The organism is Neglectibacter caecimuris (assembly GCF_034335015.1).
Lineage (GTDB): Bacteria > Bacillota > Clostridia > Oscillospirales > Acutalibacteraceae > Acutalibacter > Acutalibacter caecimuris_A.
On record NZ_JAWXXK010000002.1, the window covers coordinates 125,520 to 144,909 of the forward strand.

General features: G+C 55.7%; 21 protein-coding genes. 18 read left to right on the forward strand and 3 right to left on the reverse strand.

The window, feature by feature from the left end; genetic code table 11:
• Nucleotides 1-257 precede the first annotated feature (257 nt).
• From U8T64_RS02645 to U8T64_RS02675, 7 genes are all read left to right on the forward strand, one after another.
• Nucleotides 258-1,193 carry a transglutaminase domain-containing protein gene (locus U8T64_RS02645; protein WP_322180683.1) on the forward strand — a complete coding sequence of 312 codons (936 nt, stop codon included), beginning with the start codon at nt 258-260 and terminating at the stop codon, nt 1,191-1,193.
• 541 nt (nt 1,194-1,734) lie between these two features.
• On the forward strand, nt 1,735-2,616 hold the full coding sequence (locus U8T64_RS02650; RefSeq protein ID WP_322180685.1) for a YihY/virulence factor BrkB family protein: 882 nt from the start codon (nt 1,735-1,737) through the stop codon (nt 2,614-2,616).
• Between the two features lie 46 nt (nt 2,617-2,662).
• A complete protein-coding gene (locus U8T64_RS02655; protein WP_322180687.1) occupies nt 2,663-3,082 on the forward strand; it encodes a DUF3842 family protein in 420 nt (139 codons plus the stop codon).
• A gap of 5 nt (nt 3,083-3,087) precedes the next feature.
• Entirely contained in the window at nt 3,088-3,615 is a 528-nt protein-coding gene (locus U8T64_RS02660) for an NUDIX hydrolase (protein ID WP_322180689.1), read from the forward strand.
• A 12-nt stretch (nt 3,616-3,627) separates the two neighbouring features.
• Nucleotides 3,628-4,953: a 30S ribosomal protein S12 methylthiotransferase RimO gene (gene rimO, locus U8T64_RS02665; protein WP_322180691.1), complete on the forward strand. Its 1,326-nt coding sequence runs from the start codon at nt 3,628-3,630 to the stop codon at nt 4,951-4,953.
• 12 nt (nt 4,954-4,965) lie between these two features.
• Nucleotides 4,966-5,541 carry a CDP-diacylglycerol--glycerol-3-phosphate 3-phosphatidyltransferase gene (gene pgsA / locus U8T64_RS02670; protein ID WP_322180895.1) on the forward strand — a complete coding sequence of 192 codons (576 nt, stop codon included), beginning with the start codon at nt 4,966-4,968 and terminating at the stop codon, nt 5,539-5,541.
• A 168-nt stretch (nt 5,542-5,709) separates the two neighbouring features.
• Nucleotides 5,710-6,159 carry a hypothetical protein gene (locus tag U8T64_RS02675; RefSeq protein WP_322180693.1) on the forward strand — a complete coding sequence of 150 codons (450 nt, stop codon included), beginning with the start codon at nt 5,710-5,712 and terminating at the stop codon, nt 6,157-6,159.
• Between the two features lie 339 nt (nt 6,160-6,498).
• On the opposite strand, the gene U8T64_RS02680 is transcribed toward U8T64_RS02675, so the two are convergent.
• The 3 genes from U8T64_RS02680 to xylB all read right to left on the reverse strand — a co-directional run bounded on the left by U8T64_RS02680 (nt 6,499) and on the right by xylB (nt 9,969).
• Nucleotides 6,499-7,137, reverse strand: coding sequence for a hypothetical protein (locus U8T64_RS02680; protein ID WP_322180695.1), 639 nt, complete (start codon nt 7,135-7,137; stop codon nt 6,499-6,501).
• Nucleotides 7,138-7,198: 61 nt separating this feature from the next.
• Nucleotides 7,199-7,885 carry a hypothetical protein gene (locus U8T64_RS02685; protein ID WP_322180697.1) on the reverse strand — a complete coding sequence of 229 codons (687 nt, stop codon included), beginning with the start codon at nt 7,883-7,885 and terminating at the stop codon, nt 7,199-7,201.
• A 554-nt stretch (nt 7,886-8,439) separates the two neighbouring features.
• Nucleotides 8,440-9,969 (reverse strand): xylulokinase, encoded by a 1,530-nt coding sequence (gene xylB / locus U8T64_RS02690; RefSeq protein ID WP_322180699.1) that lies wholly within the window; start codon nt 9,967-9,969, stop codon nt 8,440-8,442.
• Between the two features lie 202 nt (nt 9,970-10,171).
• Here xylB and U8T64_RS02695 point away from each other — a divergent pair, with 202 nt between their 5' ends.
• The 11 genes from U8T64_RS02695 (at nt 10,172) to U8T64_RS02745 (ending at nt 19,330) form a co-directional block, all read left to right on the forward strand.
• A complete protein-coding gene (locus tag U8T64_RS02695; protein WP_322180701.1) occupies nt 10,172-11,599 on the forward strand; it encodes an NAD(P)/FAD-dependent oxidoreductase in 1,428 nt (475 codons plus the stop codon).
• A 17-nt stretch (nt 11,600-11,616) separates the two neighbouring features.
• Complete coding sequence (locus U8T64_RS02700; RefSeq protein ID WP_322180703.1) at nt 11,617-12,903, forward strand: NAD(P)/FAD-dependent oxidoreductase; 1,287 nt, start codon at nt 11,617-11,619, stop codon at nt 12,901-12,903.
• Nucleotides 12,904-12,917: 14 nt separating this feature from the next.
• Nucleotides 12,918-13,286, forward strand: a complete 369-nt coding sequence (locus U8T64_RS02705; RefSeq protein ID WP_322180705.1) for a DUF1667 domain-containing protein — start codon at nt 12,918-12,920, stop codon at nt 13,284-13,286.
• A gap of 48 nt (nt 13,287-13,334) precedes the next feature.
• Nucleotides 13,335-14,057 carry an HAD family hydrolase gene (locus U8T64_RS02710; RefSeq protein ID WP_322180707.1) on the forward strand — a complete coding sequence of 241 codons (723 nt, stop codon included), beginning with the start codon at nt 13,335-13,337 and terminating at the stop codon, nt 14,055-14,057.
• 36 nt (nt 14,058-14,093) lie between these two features.
• The gene (locus U8T64_RS02715; RefSeq protein WP_322180709.1) at nt 14,094-15,185 is read left to right on the forward strand and encodes a uridine kinase family protein; all 1,092 of its coding nucleotides are present in this window, start codon (nt 14,094-14,096) and stop codon (nt 15,183-15,185) included.
• 107 nt (nt 15,186-15,292) lie between these two features.
• Nucleotides 15,293-15,607, forward strand: coding sequence for a thioredoxin (gene trxA / locus U8T64_RS02720; protein ID WP_322180711.1), 315 nt, complete (start codon nt 15,293-15,295; stop codon nt 15,605-15,607).
• A 3-nt stretch (nt 15,608-15,610) separates the two neighbouring features.
• Nucleotides 15,611-16,531, forward strand: a complete 921-nt coding sequence (gene trxB / locus U8T64_RS02725) for a thioredoxin-disulfide reductase (RefSeq protein WP_322180713.1) — start codon at nt 15,611-15,613, stop codon at nt 16,529-16,531.
• A gap of 111 nt (nt 16,532-16,642) precedes the next feature.
• The gene (locus tag U8T64_RS02730) at nt 16,643-17,170 is read left to right on the forward strand and encodes a sigma-70 family RNA polymerase sigma factor (RefSeq protein WP_322180715.1); all 528 of its coding nucleotides are present in this window, start codon (nt 16,643-16,645) and stop codon (nt 17,168-17,170) included.
• The gene (locus tag U8T64_RS02735) at nt 17,164-18,276 is read left to right on the forward strand and encodes a DUF4179 domain-containing protein (RefSeq protein WP_322180717.1); all 1,113 of its coding nucleotides are present in this window, start codon (nt 17,164-17,166) and stop codon (nt 18,274-18,276) included. Before U8T64_RS02730 ends, U8T64_RS02735 begins: the two co-directional genes overlap by 7 nt.
• A gap of 175 nt (nt 18,277-18,451) precedes the next feature.
• Nucleotides 18,452-18,886, forward strand: coding sequence for a cell wall hydrolase (locus U8T64_RS02740; RefSeq protein ID WP_322180719.1), 435 nt, complete (start codon nt 18,452-18,454; stop codon nt 18,884-18,886).
• A 15-nt stretch (nt 18,887-18,901) separates the two neighbouring features.
• Nucleotides 18,902-19,330 (forward strand): hypothetical protein, encoded by a 429-nt coding sequence (locus U8T64_RS02745; RefSeq protein ID WP_322180721.1) that lies wholly within the window; start codon nt 18,902-18,904, stop codon nt 19,328-19,330.
• Nucleotides 19,331-19,390: the final 60 nt, after the last annotated feature.

The following is a 19,390-nucleotide window of genomic DNA, read 5'->3' on the forward strand; positions in this document are numbered from 1 at the left end:
CCCTTCAAAAAGGCCCAAAGAACGAGATTCTTCACCGAGAAAGCAAGGTTAAAAAGCTATAGCTTTTTGTGCTTGTCTGTTCAGTAATGACAGTTGGAAAGTGAGCGGGTAATCGATAAATTCCAATTTAGCAAGCTCTTCCCTTGACCTTAAATTGCTCATTTCTAATTGCTCATTGCTCATTGAATATAGCGGTGCCACCACCATCTAGCATCTGCTATCTAGTATCCAGCATCTAAAACCAAAGGAGCCTATTTATGTTGAAAGAAAACCTGCGGAAGCATTTTTTAAGCACCGGGCCGTACACGTATTCAGGGCTTTATCAGGAATATTTCAAAAGCCTGCCGGACGATCCGAAAGAGCTGGGGGAGCTCGTGTCCCATCAGATCGTTCACCGGGTCACACTGCGGGAGGGGAACACAAACGCCAACGCCGACCTGCGCTATGGGGATATGACGGAATATCCCTGGCACCGCCACCGCTGTGAGGACGACCTTTTTCTCACGGCCCCCGCCATGGCCGCCGAGCTGTTCCGGCTGGATCAGCGGGGCTTCGTGCCGGACCGGGCGGTGGAGCACAAGCTGATTTTGACCTGCCGGTATGTTTCCGTGCTGGTTTCCGCCATTTACAAGGCCAAGGGGATCCCCTGCCGCAGCCGGGCAGGCTTTGCCCCCTATTTCAAGCCCGGCGTCAGTATGGATCACTGGATCAATCAGGTTTGGAACAACAGGGAAAACCGCTGGATCACCTTTGACGCCGACGGTTTTTACGAGGGGCTTTCCCTGCCCGTTACCCAGTACGACATGCGGGAGGGGGAATTCGACTGGGCGGCAAAGGCCTGGCTGGATATTCGCTCCGGCAGGGACGATGGCACGCGGTTCCTCTATGCGGACGGCCTGGGCACCTGCTCCTTAAAGGCCGTGATCCGCTATCTGTTTTACGATTTTCACGCTCTGATGAACGATGAGATCTCCTATCTGTTCCAGCCCTGCTATATTGAGGGAAAATTTGAGTCTCTTACGGAACAGGAGCTTTCCGAGCTGGACCGGCTGGCAGAGCTGCTGCTCACCCCGGACGAAAGCTTCCCCGCCCTGCAAAAACTGTGGGAGGAAACCCGGAAATTCCGCATTCTCAATAGCCCCCTGGTGGGCGACTGGGATACCGCCCCGCTGCTGGAGGCCGCGGAAAAATAAACAATACGAAAAAAGGCTGCCGCAAAATTTTGCGGCAGCCTTTTTTCGATGTTGGCGGCGAGCCGCCGCTGGCACTCGTGTCCCTGCTCGGTGCGGGAGAACACTTTCTGACCCGATCGGAAGAAAAATGTTAAATGATAGGTTAGCACACTCTTTTCCCCCTTGTCATCCTTCGTCAAGAAAGCTATAGCTTTCTTGACGAAGGATCTCGACCTTAATCCCAGGGCGAAAGGACAAAGAGCGAGATTCTTCACTTCGTTCAGAATGACAGACGGGAGGTGAGCGGATTACCGTTAAATTCTAATTTATCCGCTTTCCAACGGTCGGGTCAGAAACCGGTTTCCCGCACCAAGAGGGTTCTCGAGTGGCCGCGGCGCAGCCGCTGCCCTTTTCGGCAGATTTTGCGTGGAGCTTTTACTATACTGGGAGAAAGCGCTCTAAAAAGCGCAAAGGATTGTAAAACTGAAAGCTTTATGCTATACTGCTTTTGCATGGTGGAAGTTTGCCTTCCGCCTCCAAAAACCGGAAAGGAGAGCGCCCAATGAAGCTTATCAAAAAGCATATCAAATGGTTTGCGGGCCGCGTTACCCGGGACAGGCTGGATTCCGCCTCCGCTCACGGCGCTTTTTTTCTCATCATCTCCTTTCTGCCTTTTATCGCCCTGGTGCTCACCCTGATGCAGCGCATTCATTTTTCCTCCGGTGTGCCGATTTTGGAAGCCGCCCTGCGGCTTTTTCCGGAAAGCGTGTCCTCCTTTGTGGAGGCGCTGTTTCCAAACCCCCTGGAATCCGGCGGCGTTTTGCCGGTGGCCGTGATCACCTCGGTGTGGACCTCCTCCATGGCCATGGTGGCCGTGATCAAAGGCCTGGATCAAATTTACGAGGTGAAGGAAAGCCGGGGCCTTGTGCGGCTGCGGGCTGTGGCGATCCTGTACGTGCTGGCCTTTGCCGTGGTGATCCTGGTTACGGCGGCCCTTCTGGTGTTCGGCTCTACCATCTACAATTACCTGCTGAAGCATTCGCCGCCCTTCTTTGCCACCTTGCTGATCAATTTCAAATCCCTGGTGGGATTTTTGCTGCTGTTTATCTTCTTTACCCTGATGTACACCTTCCTGCCCCGCCGGCGGATCAAGTTCCTGCACAATCTGGCGGGCGCGGCCTTCGGGGCTGCGGGCTGGGTTCTGTTTTCCTTTTTCTTCTCTCTGTTTGTGGAGAATTTCTCCAATTTTTCCATTTACGGCAGCCTGGCCACCCTGGTGATTTTAATGTACTGGCTGTTTTTCTGCATGTACATTCTCTTTCTGGGCGCGGAGGTCAGCATGTGGCTGGAATTCAGCGGGATCCAGGACGATTTGAAAAACGCCTCGAAAAAGCGAAGGAAGGCGCGAGAACGAAAAAAGCGGGAAAGGGACGCGGAGAAATAGGAGCTTTGCTTCCGGTCCTTTTCCGGGGAAACAGGGGAACCGTACTATGAAAAAAATTGTTGTGATCGATGGCCAGGGCGGCAAAATGGGCGCCGCTTTGACCGCTCAGCTGAAGGCCTCCGGCATTTCCGCCCAGGTGATCGCCGTGGGCACCAATTCCGCCGCCACCACCGCCATGCTCAAGGCCGGAGCGGACGCGGGAGCTACCGGGGAAAACCCGGTGGTAGTCAACTGCGCGGACGCGGATATTATCGCAGGGCCCATGGGGATCATTACCGCCAATGCCCTGTATGGGGAGATCACCCCGAAGATGGCGGCCGCCGTATCTGAAAGCACAGCGCAAAAGCTGTTGATTCCGGTAAATCGCTGCTCTGTTACCGTAGTGGGCATAGAGGAGCTGTCTCTGGGCGATTATGTGAAGCTTGCCGTGCAGAAGGCCGGTGCGCTGCTCGGCATGGAGAGGTAAGCATCATGGAACTTTGGGATATTTATGACGAAAATGGGGAAAAAACAGGACGCTTTCATGCCAGAGGGACTCCTATGAAGCCAGGAGAGTACCACCTGGGGGCCATTATTGCAGTGGGAAACGATCAAGGAGAGATCCTTTGTACCTTGCGCAGCCCGGAAAAGAAATTTTGTCCCGGTATCTGGGAGAACACTGGCGGCGGAGCCTTGGCCGGAGAAACCAGCCGGGCTGCTGCCCAACGGGAACTGCAGGAGGAAACCGGCATTTTTGCTGAACTGGAAGAGTTTATTTTTCTCTACCGGGTACAGTCCACAGAGCCGGACGGAACCGGGCTTTTTAATGATGTGTACGGCTTGCGCCGAAATATTGACGTAAAGGACATTGTTCTACAGCCTGGGGAAACCATCGATGTAAAGTGGCTCCCCTACGAGGAATGGGAGGCCCTGGGCCGGGCGGAAAAGATTTTAACCCCGGCGGGCCCGAAAAATGAAGAGTTTTTCAGGATTTTACGAAGCTTTATTCAACCGAAGTAAAAGGAGATCGCTATGGCAATCAGGGTGGGAATGGTCAGCTTAGGCTGCGCAAAAAATCAGGTGGACGGGGAAATGCTGATGGCGGCCCTCAAAAAGGGCGGCTTTGAAACGGTGGAGGACGCGGCCCTTGCCGATATTGCCATCGTCAACACCTGCGGCTTTATCGAAAGTGCGAAAAAGGAATCCATTGAAGAAATTCTGGAGCTTGCCCAGCTGAAAAAAGAGGGACAGATCAAAAAGCTGGTGGTCACCGGCTGCCTTTCGGAGCGGTACCAGCAGGAGATCCACAAAGAGCTTCCTGAGGTGGACGCCGTGCTGGGCATCGGGGCCAACGGAGAAATCGCCGCCCATCTTCAAAAAATGATGGAGGGAAGCTTTGTGGAAAGCTTTCCCGAAAAGGAAAAAATGCCCCTGTGCGGGGCCCGGGAGCTTTCCACCCCCAGCTGGTCCGCCTATCTGAAGATCGCGGAGGGCTGTGATAACCGCTGTACCTACTGCGCCATTCCCATGATCCGGGGCGGCTACCGCAGCCGTACCATGGAAAGCATTGAGGAGGAGGCCAGGGCTCTGGTGGAAAACGGCGCCAGGGAGCTTACCCTCATCGCCCAGGACACCACCCGGTACGGCATAGACCTGTACGGGGAATATTCTCTGGCGAAGCTTTTGAAAAGGCTGTGCAACATAGAGGGGCTTCATTGGATCCGGGTGCTGTACTGCTATCCGGATTCCATCACCGATGAGCTGCTGGAGGTGATGGCCGCGGAAGAAAAAATCGTAAAATACATTGACCTGCCCTTACAGCACGCTTCGGAACAGGTGCTTCGCGCCATGAACCGCCGGGGCAGCCGGGAAAGCCTTACCGCCCTTCTCCGGAAAATCCGGGAAAAGGTGCCGGGGGTCACCCTGCGCACCACCCTGATCACCGGGTTCCCCGGCGAAACAGAGGAGGATTTTACCGAGCTGGCGGAATTTGTAAAGGAAATAGAATTTGACCGCCTGGGCTGCTTTGCCTATTCTCAGGAGGAGGGAACTCCGGCGGCGGAGCTTCCCGAACAGCTGGAGGAAGAGGTGAAGGAGCACCGGGCCGAGCTGATCATGGATTCTCAAACCCTTCTGATGGAGCGCAAGGGGCAGGCCAGGATCGGGCAGACCGTCGAGGTGCTTACCGAGGGCTTTGACCGGTACGCGGAATGCTGGTTCGGCCGCTCGGCCATGGACGCCCCGGACATTGACGGCAAGGTGTTTTTCACCGCTGAAAAAAAGCCGGTGTTAGGCTCCTTTGTAAAGGTGCTCATTGAAGACTGTGTGGACTGCGATCTCTTTGGAAAAAGGATGTGATCTCCCATGAAGCTGAATCTTCCCAACAAGCTGACCCTGCTCCGGGTGCTTCTGGTTCCGGTATTTATGGTGTTTGCCGCCCTTTCCCATTTCGGGCAAAGCGATTTTTCCCCTGTTTGGAGTCTCTTATCCGGCATTATTTTCGCCGCCGCCAGCATCACCGATTTTTTGGACGGCTATCTGGCCAGAAAAAATCACCTGGTGACGGATTTCGGAAAATTCGCCGATCCGCTGGCTGATAAAATGCTCACCACCGCCGCCCTGCTCTATATGGTAACAGACGGCGTGTGCAGCCCTGTGGTGCTGGCCATTGTGCTGTTCCGGGAATTCGCCGTGGCGGGGGTGCGCATGCTGGCCGCCGCCAATCAAAAGGTGATCGCCGCCAACCTGTGGGGCAAGGTAAAAACCGTTTTGCAGATGGTCACGGTGCTGCTCTACTACTTTGCCTGCGCTCTTCTTCCGGCGGACGGAGCCTTTCTCATTTCCCTTGTCACACAAATTCTCTGCTGGCTGGTCGCCGCCGTTACGCTGCTTTCCGGCGTCAAGTACCTCTGGGACAACCGGGAATGCCTCAGCCTGGGCGAATAAGCCGGGAAGAAGCGAAATCGGCCCGGAAAACAGGCTGTGCGCTGTGCCGCCGGCCGCGGTTTCCCCAACAGTTTCCTGATTCTGAAAACACAAGGCCTCCCTGCCCTGCATACCATGGAAATGACGGCAAAACGCCGTGATTCCGGACAAGGCGGGGGGTGTTTTTTTATGAACCATAGGATAGAGCGGGCAGGGGCCTCCGAGAAACCGGAGCGGGAGCTTCAGCTCCTTTGCCAAAGCCAAGCAATGCTCCGCACCCTTTTTTTAGGCATCGCCCTGCAATACCGTTCCTTAGACGTTCAGCGGGAGGAGCTGCTGCTTCAGGCGGAGGATCCTGCCGCTTCCCTTTCCGGCCCCGGCCCCCTGGAACTGCAGAACGCCGCTTCTCTCATTGTCCTCTGCGCCCTGTTCGGATTTCAAAAGCAGGCGGAAGAGCTGGCAAATCAGGCCGCCCAGGCCGGAGACTGCCCCGATCTCTTAAGCGTAAAGCTGGGAGCTACCTCCATTCTCATCGCCCTGATCCGCCTGGCAAGGCTGAATCTTGGTTCCTCCCGCTCTTCCCAAGCGGAGTTAAATTCCCTGGAGGAGGCGGGAGATCCCGCCGACCTGAGTTTATAGGGACCGCTTTTACTTTCAGGCAGCTGAGTGGAGCAGGACAGCATGAGCAATGAGTAATGAGAAATTAGCAATGAGCAATTATAAGGTCAAGGACACAGGCGCTGCAAGCAACACAAGTGTTGCTTGCAGCGCCTGATTCTTTAGTCGTTAGCCGTTAGTAGTCAGTTGTTAGAATAAGGAAAAGGGCTGCCCCGAATTGTCATCCTGAACGAAGTGAAGGATCTCGTCCTTTGGGCCTTTTTTTGAAGAGCTTTAAAGGCGAGATTCTTCGTCACTTCGTTCCTCAGAATGATAAAAGAGAGAACTTGCCCTTCATTGCTAATTGCTCATTTCCAGCAGCTAGTCCTCAGTATAATCCACATCATAGCTGCGCTCTACGGAAAACTTCATCAGCCTGCCTGTGGCGGAATCAAAATTCAGGTCGTATTTGTAATCCAGTCCGTACTTAAGCCACATACCCTCGTTCCCGGTAAAATCGGGAAACATTTCCTCCGCCTTTTCCCGGGTGATCTCTGTAACAGGCACGCCATTTATCTGAAGCTTTTCCAGCAGGTCGGTGCTTTCCTCCGCGCCCAGGTTAAATTCCATGCGGGCGATCACTGCGCCCGAAAGCTTTACCGGGGTTTCGTTTGTCACAAAGGAAACGTGGGCAAAGGAGCTTTCCGAAAGCCATACGGAGCCTCCGGAGTAGTAGGAATCGGCGTCCAGCAGCTGCTCCGGGTCCACCTCATATTCCTCGATATCGCTGTGGTCCTCCGTCCATTCGGACACCGTGACCTCATAGCCCGCGTCCAGCAGCGTCTGCATGGTGGTTTCTCCCACCCGGATCTCCCTGCCGTTTACGGAAACGGGGTACAGTGTTTCCTCTTCCTTGGAGCTTTCTCCGCCCAAGAGCTCCGAGCAGCCCGCAAAGGCCGTCATGCTCACCAGCAGGGCAAGGCAAAGGAGTCCCAAACGAATTCCAGTCTTTTTCATCATGTTTTTCCCTCCGCAATGTTTTTTGCGCAGCCCCTCTTCGCCGCTGTTGTTTCTTGTATATTCAGAAAAAAAGCTCTGCGCACCTGGGACAGTACCTTCGGATCAGCTCCACCGCCTGCTCAAGCTGTCCGCCGTTCTCCAGCAGCAGGTTTTCCTGCCCCTTGCCGCTTTCCGCCCGGTATTCGATCACCAAAGATACGGCTACCGTCAGCTTTTGGCTGACCCGGGTATTTCCCAGGGTATAGTCTACCCTGGTTTTTTCCTCCCGGCCCGTAAGGCTTTGGATCTCCTCCGCTTTGACAATGCGGCAGCTCAGATCCCTGAAATAGAGCCAATACTCCGGCCCCACCAGAAGGCGGCAGGGGTATTTATCCGTTGTGCCGTTCAAGAAGTTCAGCTTCCCGTAGGTTTTCAGCTCCATCTGCCGGAGAAACGCCGCCTTTTCTTCCCCGGAAAGCTTCCCGAACGCCTGCTCATAGGCCGGGCGCACCTTTTTCATGGAAACCAGCCTTGTCTGAAGCCAAAAGCACAGCAGGATCACCAAGGCAAGGCCCAGCCCGATGAGAAAATGAACGCGAAATACATAGGCCGCGTCATATCCCACCAAAAAGCCCAGCGCCACCATGCCGAATATGCTCACACCCATCCACAGCGGCACCTTTTTCATCAGCCTTTTGTTGAACTGCTGAAAGAGCTCAGAGAATTCCTTCATCTCCCAGTCCAGCCACAGCTTCCAGCGTTCTTCCATTCCTCTGCCTCCCAAGTGCTTTCCATATTTTGTGGTATCTGCCCTAAATATTGGAATATCTCGTATGGTATTTTAGCATACCGCACTTTGAAAATCAAGCTGACTTTCAGCGCCTTGGCAGTTAACGATTATCTTCTAAAAAACGATCCGGCGGAACGCTGGTACGAACTGACCGAGCCGACCGGCGAGACTTGGCGGAGGGGTTCCAACTCGTTGTAACCCCGTATAACCCCTGCGTTTTACAACTATTCGGGCAGAACCCCTCAGTCATGCTGACGCATGACAGCTTTCTCCGTTTCGCTTCGGTTGCTATGCCCCGGTGAGGCACGTTCAGCAATGCCTGAAGCGACAGCTGAGTTCTCCACCGGAGACCAGCACCCCTTACTCGCGCAAGTGGGGCCTAACGGCATTGCTCATGATTCGTTGCATCTACCTCTAGAATCCAGCATCTAAATATCCGGAATCTAAAAGAGCACGGCTGCCTGTGTAGTGCAGCCGTGCTCTTTTGTATGCTGTGATAGAACGGTGAAGAATACCGTTTCTGAAAACGACGGCTATTCTTCTATCTTTGCCAGGTGCTGATAGCTTTCTTTCAGGGCCGGGTAGAGGCTGCGGTAGACCTGGTAATACCGCTCGTACAGCGGCACATTTTCCGGAATGGCGGGCTGGGCGGGATTTGTGCGGATCATGGTATCGCAGGCGGCCTGGACAGAGGGGTACAGGCCCGCGCCTACGCCGGCCAAGATCGCCACGCCCAAGGCGGGGCCTTCCTTTGACTTTACGGTTTTTACCGGGCAGTTATAGGCGTCGGCCAGCATTTGCCGCCAAAGGGGCGAGGTACCGCCGCCGCCGCAGGCCATCATCTCCCCGATGGATACGCCCATTTCCCGCAGGATCTCCACGCTGTCCCGCTGGGAATAGACCACGCCCTCCAGCACCGCCCGCAGCAGATCCCGCTTGGTGTGAATGGCGGAAAGCCCGAAGAACACGCCCCGGCAGTCCGGATCCAGATGGGGAGTGCGCTCCCCCATCAGATAGGGCAGGTACAAAAGCTTGTTGCAGCCGATGGGCGACTGCTCCGCCTCCTTGTCCATAAGGAAATAGGGATCCACGCCCATTCCGGCGGCGGTTTCCTTTTCCGCCCTGCAGAAATTATCCCGGAACCATTTCAGGGAAAGCCCTGCCCCCTGGGTCACGCCCATGACGTGCCAGGCGCCGGGCACGGCGCAGCAGAAGGTGTGCACCCTGCCCCTGGGATCAATGGTGATCTTGTCCGTATGGGCGTAGACCACCCCGGAGGTTCCCAGCGTGGTAAAGGCCCTGCCGTCCCGTACCACGCCTGTGCCTACCGCGGCGGCGGCGTTGTCTCCGGCCCCGCCTACCACCGGGGTTCCCGCCTTCAGCCCGGTCAGGGCAGCGGCCTTTTCAGAGATCACGCCGGTGATCTCCGGAGATTCGTACACCTTTCCCAAAAGCCCAGGATCGATGTCCAGCTTTTCCAGGACCTCCCGGCTCCAGCAGCGGTTCGGCACGTCCAGAAGCTGCATGCCGGAGGCGTCGGAAACCTCCGTGGCAAAGTCGCCGGTGAGCATATAACGGATGTAGTCCTTGGGAAGCAGGATATGGGCGCATTTTTCATAAAGCTCCGGCTCATGCTTTCGCACCCACAAAATTTTAGAGGCGGTAAAGCCCGTCATGGCAGGGTTCGCGGTGATGTCAATGAGCCGCTTTTCCCCTACCCGTTCCGTGAGCTCCACGCATTCCTCGGCGGTGCGCTGGTCACACCAGATAATGGAGCGGCGCAGCACCTCCCCGTTTTGATCCAGCATTACCAGGCCGTGCATCTGCCCGGAAATGCCGATCCCCTTGATCCCGGCGGGATCCACGGCGCTTTCCGCCACTACCGTGCGCAAAGTTTTCACGGCGGCCTGCCACCAGTCTCCGGGCTCCTGCTCCGCCCAGCCGTTTTTCTCCTGGATCAGGGGATATTCCGCAAGGGCGCTGGCTACTACGCCTCCCTCCTTGTCAAACAGCACGGTTTTTGTTCCGCTGGTGCCAAGGTCGATCCCGATCAAGTATTCCATAGAAATTCTCCCCTTTGTTCGCTTAAAACCTGTTTGCTACTATTTTCCTAGATTTTTCCGTCAATGTCAAGGGAAACGCGGAAAGTTTGGGAGCAATGATTTTCTTTTCCAATTCTTTGTTTTTTTAGGTTCTCGCTCTTGCGGTATGGCGGAAATTATGCTATGGTTAAGGCTGAAACTTTTAACAAAGCGAGGACGGTCTATGAAGCGGTATGACGCGGTAATCGTTGGCGCCGGTGTGACCGGCTGTGCGGTGGCAAGGGAGCTTTCCCGGCGGGAAGGCAGCTTTCTGGTGGTGGAAAAGGAACCCGATGTATGCGAGGGCACCAGCAAGGCGAACTCCGCCATTATCCACGCAGGCTTCGACGCGGAGCCCGGAAGCTGGAAGGCGAAAATGAACGTCCGAGGCAACGCCATGATGGACAAGCTCTCAGAGGAATTGGACATTCCGTTTCAAAGAACCGGGGCCTTGGTGGTCTGTCTCAGGGAAGAGGAACTGCCGAAGCTGCGGGAGCTGTATGAAAGAGGGCGAAAAAACGGCGTGCCCGGCCTGCGGCTGCTGACAGGGCAGGAGGCCAGGGCCCTGGAGCCCAACCTGAAGGAAGAGGTCTGCGGTGCGCTGCTGGCGGAGACCTCCGGGATCGTATGCCCCTTTGAGCTGACCCTGGGGCTGGGGGAAAACGCCGCGCAGAACGGTGTGGAATTCCGGTTTAACACCCAGGTCCTCTCCCTGGAAAAAACGGAAAACGGCTGGCTTCTGCATACCGGGGAAGGCGATGTGGAGGCAAGGGCCGTCGTCAACGCGGCGGGGGTATCTGCCGATAAGCTCCACAATATGGCCTGCGAGGAAAAGCTTCATATTACTGCCCGGCGGGGCGAATATATGCTGCTGGATAAAAGCGCGGGGGGCCATGTGAGCCGCACTATTTTCCAGCTGCCGGGGAAGTACGGAAAAGGCGTGCTGGTCTCCCCCACTGTTCACGGCAATTTGCTGGTGGGCCCGACTGCGGCCGATACAGAGGAAAAGGAAAATACGGCAACAACGGCCCAGGGGCTTGCCGAAGTGATGGAAAAGTCCGCCCTGGCAGTGAACAGGCTGCCTCTGCGCCAGGTCATCACCTCTTTTTCCGGTCTGCGGGCCCATGAGGAGGGCGACGACTTTGTGCTGGGAGAAAGCGCCCCGGGCTTTTTCGACGCCGCCGGGATCGAATCTCCCGGCCTGACCAGCGCCCCGGCCATCGGGGAATATCTGGCGGCACAGATTGCGGAAAAGCTGGGGCTTTCGGAGAAGAAGAATTTTATTCCGGTTCGCAGAGGCGTTTTGCGGATCGCGGCCCTGCCCCTGGAGGAACGAATCCAAAAAATTCGGGAAAATCCGGCATACGGCGCTATCGTCTGCCGGTGCGAGGAGATCTCCGAGGGAGAAATACTCGACGCTATTCACAGTACGCTGGGGGCCAGAACCCTGGACGGGGTAAAGCGGCGTACCCGGGCCGGAATGGGCCGCTGTCAGAGCGGCTTCTGCTCCCCCAGGGTGATGGAGCTGCTTTCCGGGGAATGTGAAATACCTCTGGAAAAGATTTGTAAAAGCGGAAAAGCCTCCGGCATTGTTTCGGAAAAAATCCGTTGAGAGAGAGGTGCGGGAGCATGAAGCATGCCATTGTGATCATCGGCGGCGGCCCCGCCGGGCTGGCGGCGGCCATTGCCGCCCGGGAAAGCGGCGTTACAGACGTGATCATTTTAGAGCGGGAGCCGGAGCTGGGCGGCATTTTAAACCAGTGCATCCATAACGGCTTCGGGCTGCACACCTTCAAGGAGGAGCTGACCGGGCCGGAATACGCAGGGAGATATGTGGAAAAAGCGGCCGCGCTGGAAATCCCGGCGAAGCTGAACACCACGGTGATCGGGCTGGAGCGAGCCCCCTCCGGGGAAGGCCTGCTGGTCACCTCGGTCAGCCGGCAGGAGGGCCTGGTGCAGACAGAGGCCCAGGCTGTGGTACTTGCCATGGGCTGCCGGGAGCGGCCCAGAGGCGCGTTAAATATCCCGGGGCTTCGCCCGGCCGGGATCTTCTCCGCCGGAACGGCCCAGCGCCTGGTAAACCGGGAGGGCTATCTGCCGGGCCGGGAGGTCGTGATCTTAGGCAGCGGGGATATCGGGCTGATCATGGCCCGCCGTATGACGTTGGAGGGCGCGAAGGTAAAATGCGTGGCGGAAATTCAGCCCTACTCCGGCGGGCTCAAACGAAACATAGTCCAATGCCTGAACGATTACGGCATTCCCCTGAAGCTCAGCCATACTGTGGTGGATATTCGGGGAAAGGAGCGGGTTTCCGGGGTAACGATTGCCCGGGTGGACGAAAACCTGAAGCCCATTCCCGGCACCGAGGAGGAAATTTCCTGCGATACCCTGCTGCTTTCGGTGGGGCTGATCCCGGAAAACGAGCTTTCCCGGGAAATCGGCGTGGAGCTTTCTCCCGTAACCGGCGGGCCCAGGGTCAACGAGAGCCTGATGACCGGCATTCCCGGGGTGTTTGCCTGCGGGAATGTGCTGCATGTTCATGACCTGGTGGACTATGTATCGGAGGAAGCGGAACAGGCGGGGAAACGCGCGGCGGAGTACTGCATGGAAGGGCAGAAGGCCGGGGGAAGAGAAATTCCCCTGAAGCCGGAGGGCGCGGTGCGGTATACGGTGCCCTGCACGGTAGATCCGGAAAAAATGGGGCCCCAGCTTGTGGTGCGTTTCCGGGTAGGAAAAAATCTGCGGAACGCTTCTGTGGTAGTAAAGGCAGGCGGAAAAGAGCTGCTGCGCCGGAAACGGCCTGTAATGGCCCCCGGCGAAATGGAACAGATCGTCTTAAAACAGGAATGGCTGACCGGAACAGAAGAGAGCATTACCCTCTGGGCCGAAGAGGAAGTACATTCCGCTAAGCGGTGAAGGGAGGGCGCTGTATGGAAACCAAAGAACTGATCTGTATCGGCTGCCCCTTAGGCTGCGGGCTGCGGGTAGAGCTCAATGAAAAAGGGGAAGCGGTCTCCGTTTCCGGCAATACCTGCAAGCGGGGAGAGGAATACGGAAAGCGGGAGGTGACCGCCCCTGTGCGCACCGTTACCTCTATCGTAAAGGTGCAGGGCGGAAAGGCGCCTGTGGTTCCTGTGCGCACGGAAACCGATATCCCCAAGGAAAAGATTTTTCCCTGTATGGAGGAAATTCGGAAAGCGGCGGTTTCCGCCCCGGTCAGGCTGGGCGACGTGGTGATCGAAAACGTGGCGGACACCGGGGTCAATGTGATCGCCGCGAAAAATATTCCAAAGAGATAAAGCCCTGGGGTTTATTTCCCGGAAGCTTTAGGAAAGGTATTTGACCTTATGGCACTCAATCAAAAAATCACGACCGTCCTGTTTGATCTGGACGGCACGCTGCTTCCCATGGACGAAAAGAAATTTATAAAAGCCTATTTTGGAGAGCTGGCTAAAAAGGGCGCGGAGTATGGCTATTCTGATGGGGAAAAGCTTACCGCCGCTGTGTGGAAGGGCACCGGGGCCATGGCGAAAAACGATGGCAGCGCAAAAAATGTAGAGCGCTTCTGGCAGGTGTTTGCCGGGGAAATGGGGCAGGAGGCGTTAAAGCTGCGCCCGGTATTCGACCGCTTTTACGCGGAAGAGTTTGACCGGGTGAAAGACTCAGTAGGGGAAAATCCTTTGGCCGCGGGGGCGGTCAGGGGCCTGCGGGAAAAGGGCTATTCCGTGATCCTGGCCACAAACCCGCTGTTTCCCGCCGTGGCGGTCAAAACCCGGCTTTCCTGGATCGGCCTTGCACCTGAGGATTTTCTGGAGATCACAAGCTATGAGGAATATTCCTTCTGTAAGCCGAACCCCGCCTATTTTGGGCAGATCCTGGAAAGGACCGGAAAGCGCCCGGAGGAATGCCTGATGGTGGGAAACGATGCTGCGGAGGACCTGGCTTCTCTGGAGCTGGGGCTGGAGGCTTATCTGGTAACAGATTGCCTGATCAATCGGGAAAACCGGGAGCTTTCCGGGATCAAGCACGGAAGCTTTGCCGATTTTTGCGAGCTTGCGGAGCTTTGCTGAAGGGAAAAGAAATCGTCTATAGAGGAGGGGATACCCATGGAGACGATCAACAAACAGGATATCTGGGAAACCCAGAAATTCCTGATCGATTGCGCCAGAGACCACCCAAAAGCGCAGATCGCCGATTACGTAAAGCATTTATTTCAGTCCGAATTCGGCAGCGGACATATGATAACGGATGAAGAGGCTTCCCTGCGTTATCTACGGGAGGAAATCGCGGGCCTTTCGGAAAAACAGAAAAAGCACCCCTATTTTTTCCATCTGTGCGGCCATTTCTGCCGAATCAATCTTTCCGCCGGCAAGGAGCTTTCCCCGGAGATGATAAACCGGCTTTTTGTGGCGTCCTCCCGGGGTGTGCCGAAGGCGGCGTGGTTTCTTTTTGAGGAAAAGCTTCGGTTGTTTTGGGAGCTGAGCAAGGGAAAGGAGAGTCCGTTCCCTTTTTCCGCAAAGCAGGTGGAAGAGTACCTGCGGGAATATAAGAAAGGCGGCTATACCCCCGTGCGGCACAGCGAGGAATACCGCAGGACCTATGAGCCCGCTTACCGGGTCATTCGCCGGGAATACGGCGCATATGTGCGGCTTTACGCCGCCATGGAGCAGTGCCTGAAGGAAAAGGGCAGCGTGACTGTGGCGATAGACGGAAACAGCGGGGCGGGGAAAACTACGCTGGCAAAGCTTTTGGCACAGATTTTTGACTGCAATGTGTTCCATGCGGACGATTTTTTCCTTCCCTTAGAAAAGCGTACCCCGGAGCGGCTTTCCGAAACAGGCGGCAACATGGATAGAGAGCGCTTTCGGGAGGAAATTTGTGAAAGGCTTTCGGAAAAGAAAGCTTTTTCCTACTCTCCTTTCGACTGTTCCGCCATGAAGCTGAGCGCGCCGGTGGAGGTACAGCCTAAAAAGATTAATTTTTTAGAGGGCGCGTACTGCATGCACCCGGAGCTTCGGGAATACTATGACGTCAAGGTGTTTTTATCCATTTCTCCGGCGGAACAGAGCACCCGGATCCTGGAAAGAAACGGCGGCTTCATGCTTCGGCGGTTTTTAGAGGAATGGATCCCCATGGAAAACGCATATTTTGAAGAGATGAAGGTTCGGGAAGTATGCGATTTGGTTTTTAGCTGCTAGGGCGTGTTCGTTTCTAGAAAAGAGTTTTTTGCAGGAAAACAGGGAAGTTTTTTCCGTTTTAGGATATGCTATAGTAACATCATACTGAAAAAGAAAGGAAGATTCAGATGGCAGTACTCACATTGACGAAGGATAATTTTGATAAAGAGGTGCTTTCGGCGTCGCAGCCTGTTCTGGTGGATTTTTGGGCCAGCTGGTGCGGCCCCTGCCGCATGTTCTCTCCCATTGTAGATGAGTTTGCTGAGGAAAACGAGGGCAGCGTAAAGGTGGGCAAGGTGAATATCGACGAAGAGCCCGATCTTGCCGCCCGCTATCATGTGATGAGCATTCCTACCGCTATCCTGTTCCGGGGAGGAGAAGCCGCCGCTACGCTGGTAGGCGTTCAGCCCAAGGAAAAGCTGGAGGAGCTTTTGGGGAAATAAACCATGGAGCAGACGATTTTTGACACCGTGATCCTGGGCGGCGGTCCAGCCGGCTATACCGCCGCGCTGTACGCGGCCCGGGCCAATTTTTCCGTGCTGCTGCTGGAAAAGCTTGCTCCCGGCGGGCAGATGGCCACCACCGATGTGATCGACAATTATCCCGGTTTTCCGGAAGGGATCCATGGCTTTGACCTTGCCGTGAAAATGAAGGAAAGCGCGGAGCGCTTCGGCGTGCAGACAAAGCTTGCCGAGGTGGTGGAAGCAGAGCTTACCGGGGAGATCAAAGAGATCAAAACCAAAAAGGAAACATTTTTTGCCCGCACGGTGGTTTTGGCAACCGGAGCCAGGCCCAGAGAGCTGGGGCTTCCCGGGGAACGGGAGTTGCGGGGCAGGGGCGTTTCCTACTGCGCCACCTGCGACGGCATGTTCTACCGGGGGAAAATCGCGGCGGTGGTCGGCGGCGGAAATACCGCCGCCGCCGATGCCCTTTACCTTTCCCGCATTTGTGAAAAGGTGTATCTGATCCACCGGCGGGATACCCTGCGGGCGCAGAAGGCCTATCTCGCCCCTCTGGAGCAGGCGGAAAATGTAGAGCTTATCTGGAACAGCCGGGTAGAAGCTCTGCTGTATCAGGACACGCTGACCGGCCTGCGGGTAAAGCATACCGTTTCCGGGGAGGAGCAGGAGCTTCTCTGCGACGGCCTGTTTGTGGCGGTGGGTTATCTGCCGGAGACCGGCCTGTTTCAGGACCAGCTGGAGCTCAGCGAGGCGGGCTACGTGAAGGCCGATGAGACTACCCGCACCAGCCTGCCGGGCGTGTACGCCGTAGGCGACCTGCGGGAAAAGCCTCTGCGCCAGGTGATCACAGCCGCGGCGGACGGCGCTGTGGCCGTGCATTTTATGGAGGAATACCTGAATCGATAATCCGCAAAAAGTAAAAATTCCCGGCGGAAATTTTCTGCCGGGAATTTTTTTGTGTTTTCTGTAAGATTCCGGGCGGAAAAAGAGTCTAATGTAGTGAAAGGAGTGGATACCGTGAAGAAGAAGCCGGAGCTTGCCTTGGTCAAAAAGGCGATGCGGGGCGATCCGGGAGCGTTCGGGGAATTGATCCGGCGGGAGCAGGAGTCTCTGTATCGCATGGCGTTTCTTTATACCCGAAACGAGGAGGATGCTCTGGACGCTTTGCAGGAGGGAATTTTGAAGGCCTATACCCATAGAAAGACCCTGCGGAAGCCGGAACATTTCAAAACATGGCTGATGCGCATCGTGATCAATTCAGCCCAGGATCTGATGAAAAAGCGGAGACCTGCCGCAGAGTGGGACGAGCTGGAAGAGCTTTCCGCCCCGGAGGGGCTGCCGCCGGAGGAGCGCATGGATCTGTACGATGCCCTGGGCCATCTTCCGGAGCCTATGCAGCAGCTTCTGAAGCTTCGATACTTCGATGGCTTGAGCAACCGAGAAATCGCCAATCAACTGGAGGTGCCGGAGGGCACGGTAGCTGTCCGGCTGAGCCGGGCAAGAGAACGGCTGAGACTTGAACTGAAGGAGGAGAAGGTATGTTAGAGCAAAAGGAAACATTCCGGATCGCCATTCCGTCCTGTCTGGAAGACAGGGTAAACGAAAGCCTGCGCCAGGTGGGAAAGCTCCATCGGAAAAGGGTGCTGCGCCGCGCGGGAACAGCCTTGGGAAGCTTTGTGGCCATGGTGGCGGCGTTTTTGACCTTCGGCTTTACCAATCCCGCCCTGGCAAGCCAGATCCCGGTGCTGGGGAGAATTTTCCAAACGGTCAACGCCCCCGGAAAGGTGGGAGGCTCCGCCAACCTGGGAACCTATGGGCTGGCGGAGGAAATCGGACTAAAGCTGGAGAGCACGGAGCCCCGCACGGAAATAACCGTAAAGCAGGCTTATGGAGACAGCAATACCGTGCAGCTCAGCCTGGTATTGAAGCTTCCCGAGGAACAAAGCGGCCGATATCAGTGGGTGGAGGCACGGCAAATGGGGGGCACCTGTGAAGCCCGAATCAATGGAGAGACGGTCAGGGAAGGCGGAAAGCTGAATGGATTTCAGCCCGCGGAGGAAGGCCTGTGGGTGGCCACCATGATCCTGCCGGTGCCGGAAGGCCAAAGGGAAGCGGAGCATTATGAAATCTCCCTTTTCCTGCGGGATCTGGTGGGACGTCTCTCCGGGCACGGGGAAGAGACTTCGGCCGGATACGAAAAGGAAGAGATCCCGGGAGAATTCCGGGGAACCTTCACGCTTACCCCCGACAGGACGCATTTTACTTCCTTTGACTCTCATGCGGAAATGAACGGGGCAAAGCTTCTGAGTGTGACCACCACCCCCGCCCGGACGGAGATTCAGATTGAGAAGCCCTTCTGGGGCTTGCGCCACCCCACTGTTCCGGAAGACGGGGATCTGGGATTCCCCTATCTCTTTACCGAGGACGGCGAAGAGATTTTGATGGAGCACGGCGAAACCTATGACAAAGGCTACCGCTCCAACGCGCAGGCAGCCCAGACGGCCACCCTGATTTTTGACAGTGTTCCAGCAGGGACAAAAAAGCTTGTCCTTTGGTTCTGCGATGAAAACCAATGGGATCAGGTGACACAAACCCAGGCGAAATTTGTGATCGACCTGGAGCAGCGGACCGTCACTTCCGAAGAACCGTAACAGCCGGAAAAAAGCGGAGAGGAAAAAGGCCTCTCCGCTTTTTCGTTGTTAGTTGTGAACGGTTTAGCTGCTGGAAAGGGCGGGGAGAGTTCCTTTCCCTCAGAAATAACAGGGGGTATTTTTTACGCCTTACGCTCATACCAATGGAAAAGGGCGCTGGGAGGGGAGGAATGGTATGGCGTTTTCTGATCGGGAGCTTTTAGCCCGTATTTTAGAGTGCGAGGCAGGCGGTGAAGGAGATACCGGTATGAAGGCGGTGGCCTGCGTCGTCATGAACCGGGTCCAGGTAGATTATGGGGAATATGGAAGCCTTTATACAGTAAACGAGGTGATCTACCAGCCCAGGCAGTTTACCTGCGTTATGGAGACCATCGGCGGGCAGTACAATATGCAGAACGTATACAATATGCGCCCTACCGAAGTGCAGTATCATATTGCCGATTGGGCCATTGCGGGAAACCGGCTTACCAACCTGGGCTTTGCCCTTTGGTACTTTAATCCCTTTAAGCCCACCTGCCGGGAGCAATTTCCCTCTGCTGTAGGGGAGTTCGTCATTCGCATTGGAGACCATTGCTTTTATAATCCCACCGCCGCCTATGCGGACACATAAGGAGGTCAATTTACCATGAGTGAAAACAATACCTGGGATCGTTCCCCCGGAATGAGGAGACTGCGGAACCGAAAGGATTTTCAGGAGATGGAAAACGGCGGCAGCCAGCTGGATAACTTTTATCACCCGCCGCAGCCCAGCTTTGACAGCGAAGAAATGCGGGGCTCCATGCAGGCCATTCTTGCCGACAATGTAGGTCAATATGTGGTGGTGGAATTTCTCATCGGCACAGAGGAGATCATTCGGAAGCAGGGAATGCTTTATTTTGTGGGAAGAAGCTTTGTCACCCTGTACGATGAGGCCGCCAACAATTTCATTGTGTGCGATATTTTCTCGGTAAAATTTGTCTATTTCTATATGCCGGGGGATCGGCCAAGGTTTAATTACAACCTGCTTCCCAGCACCAGCGGAGAACCGGGCATGGGCCCCCGGCGCATGAGATAAAAGAGCGTGTCGAAAAAGCTTTCCAACACGCTCACCCTATCGGCGGTCCCCGCAGACTGC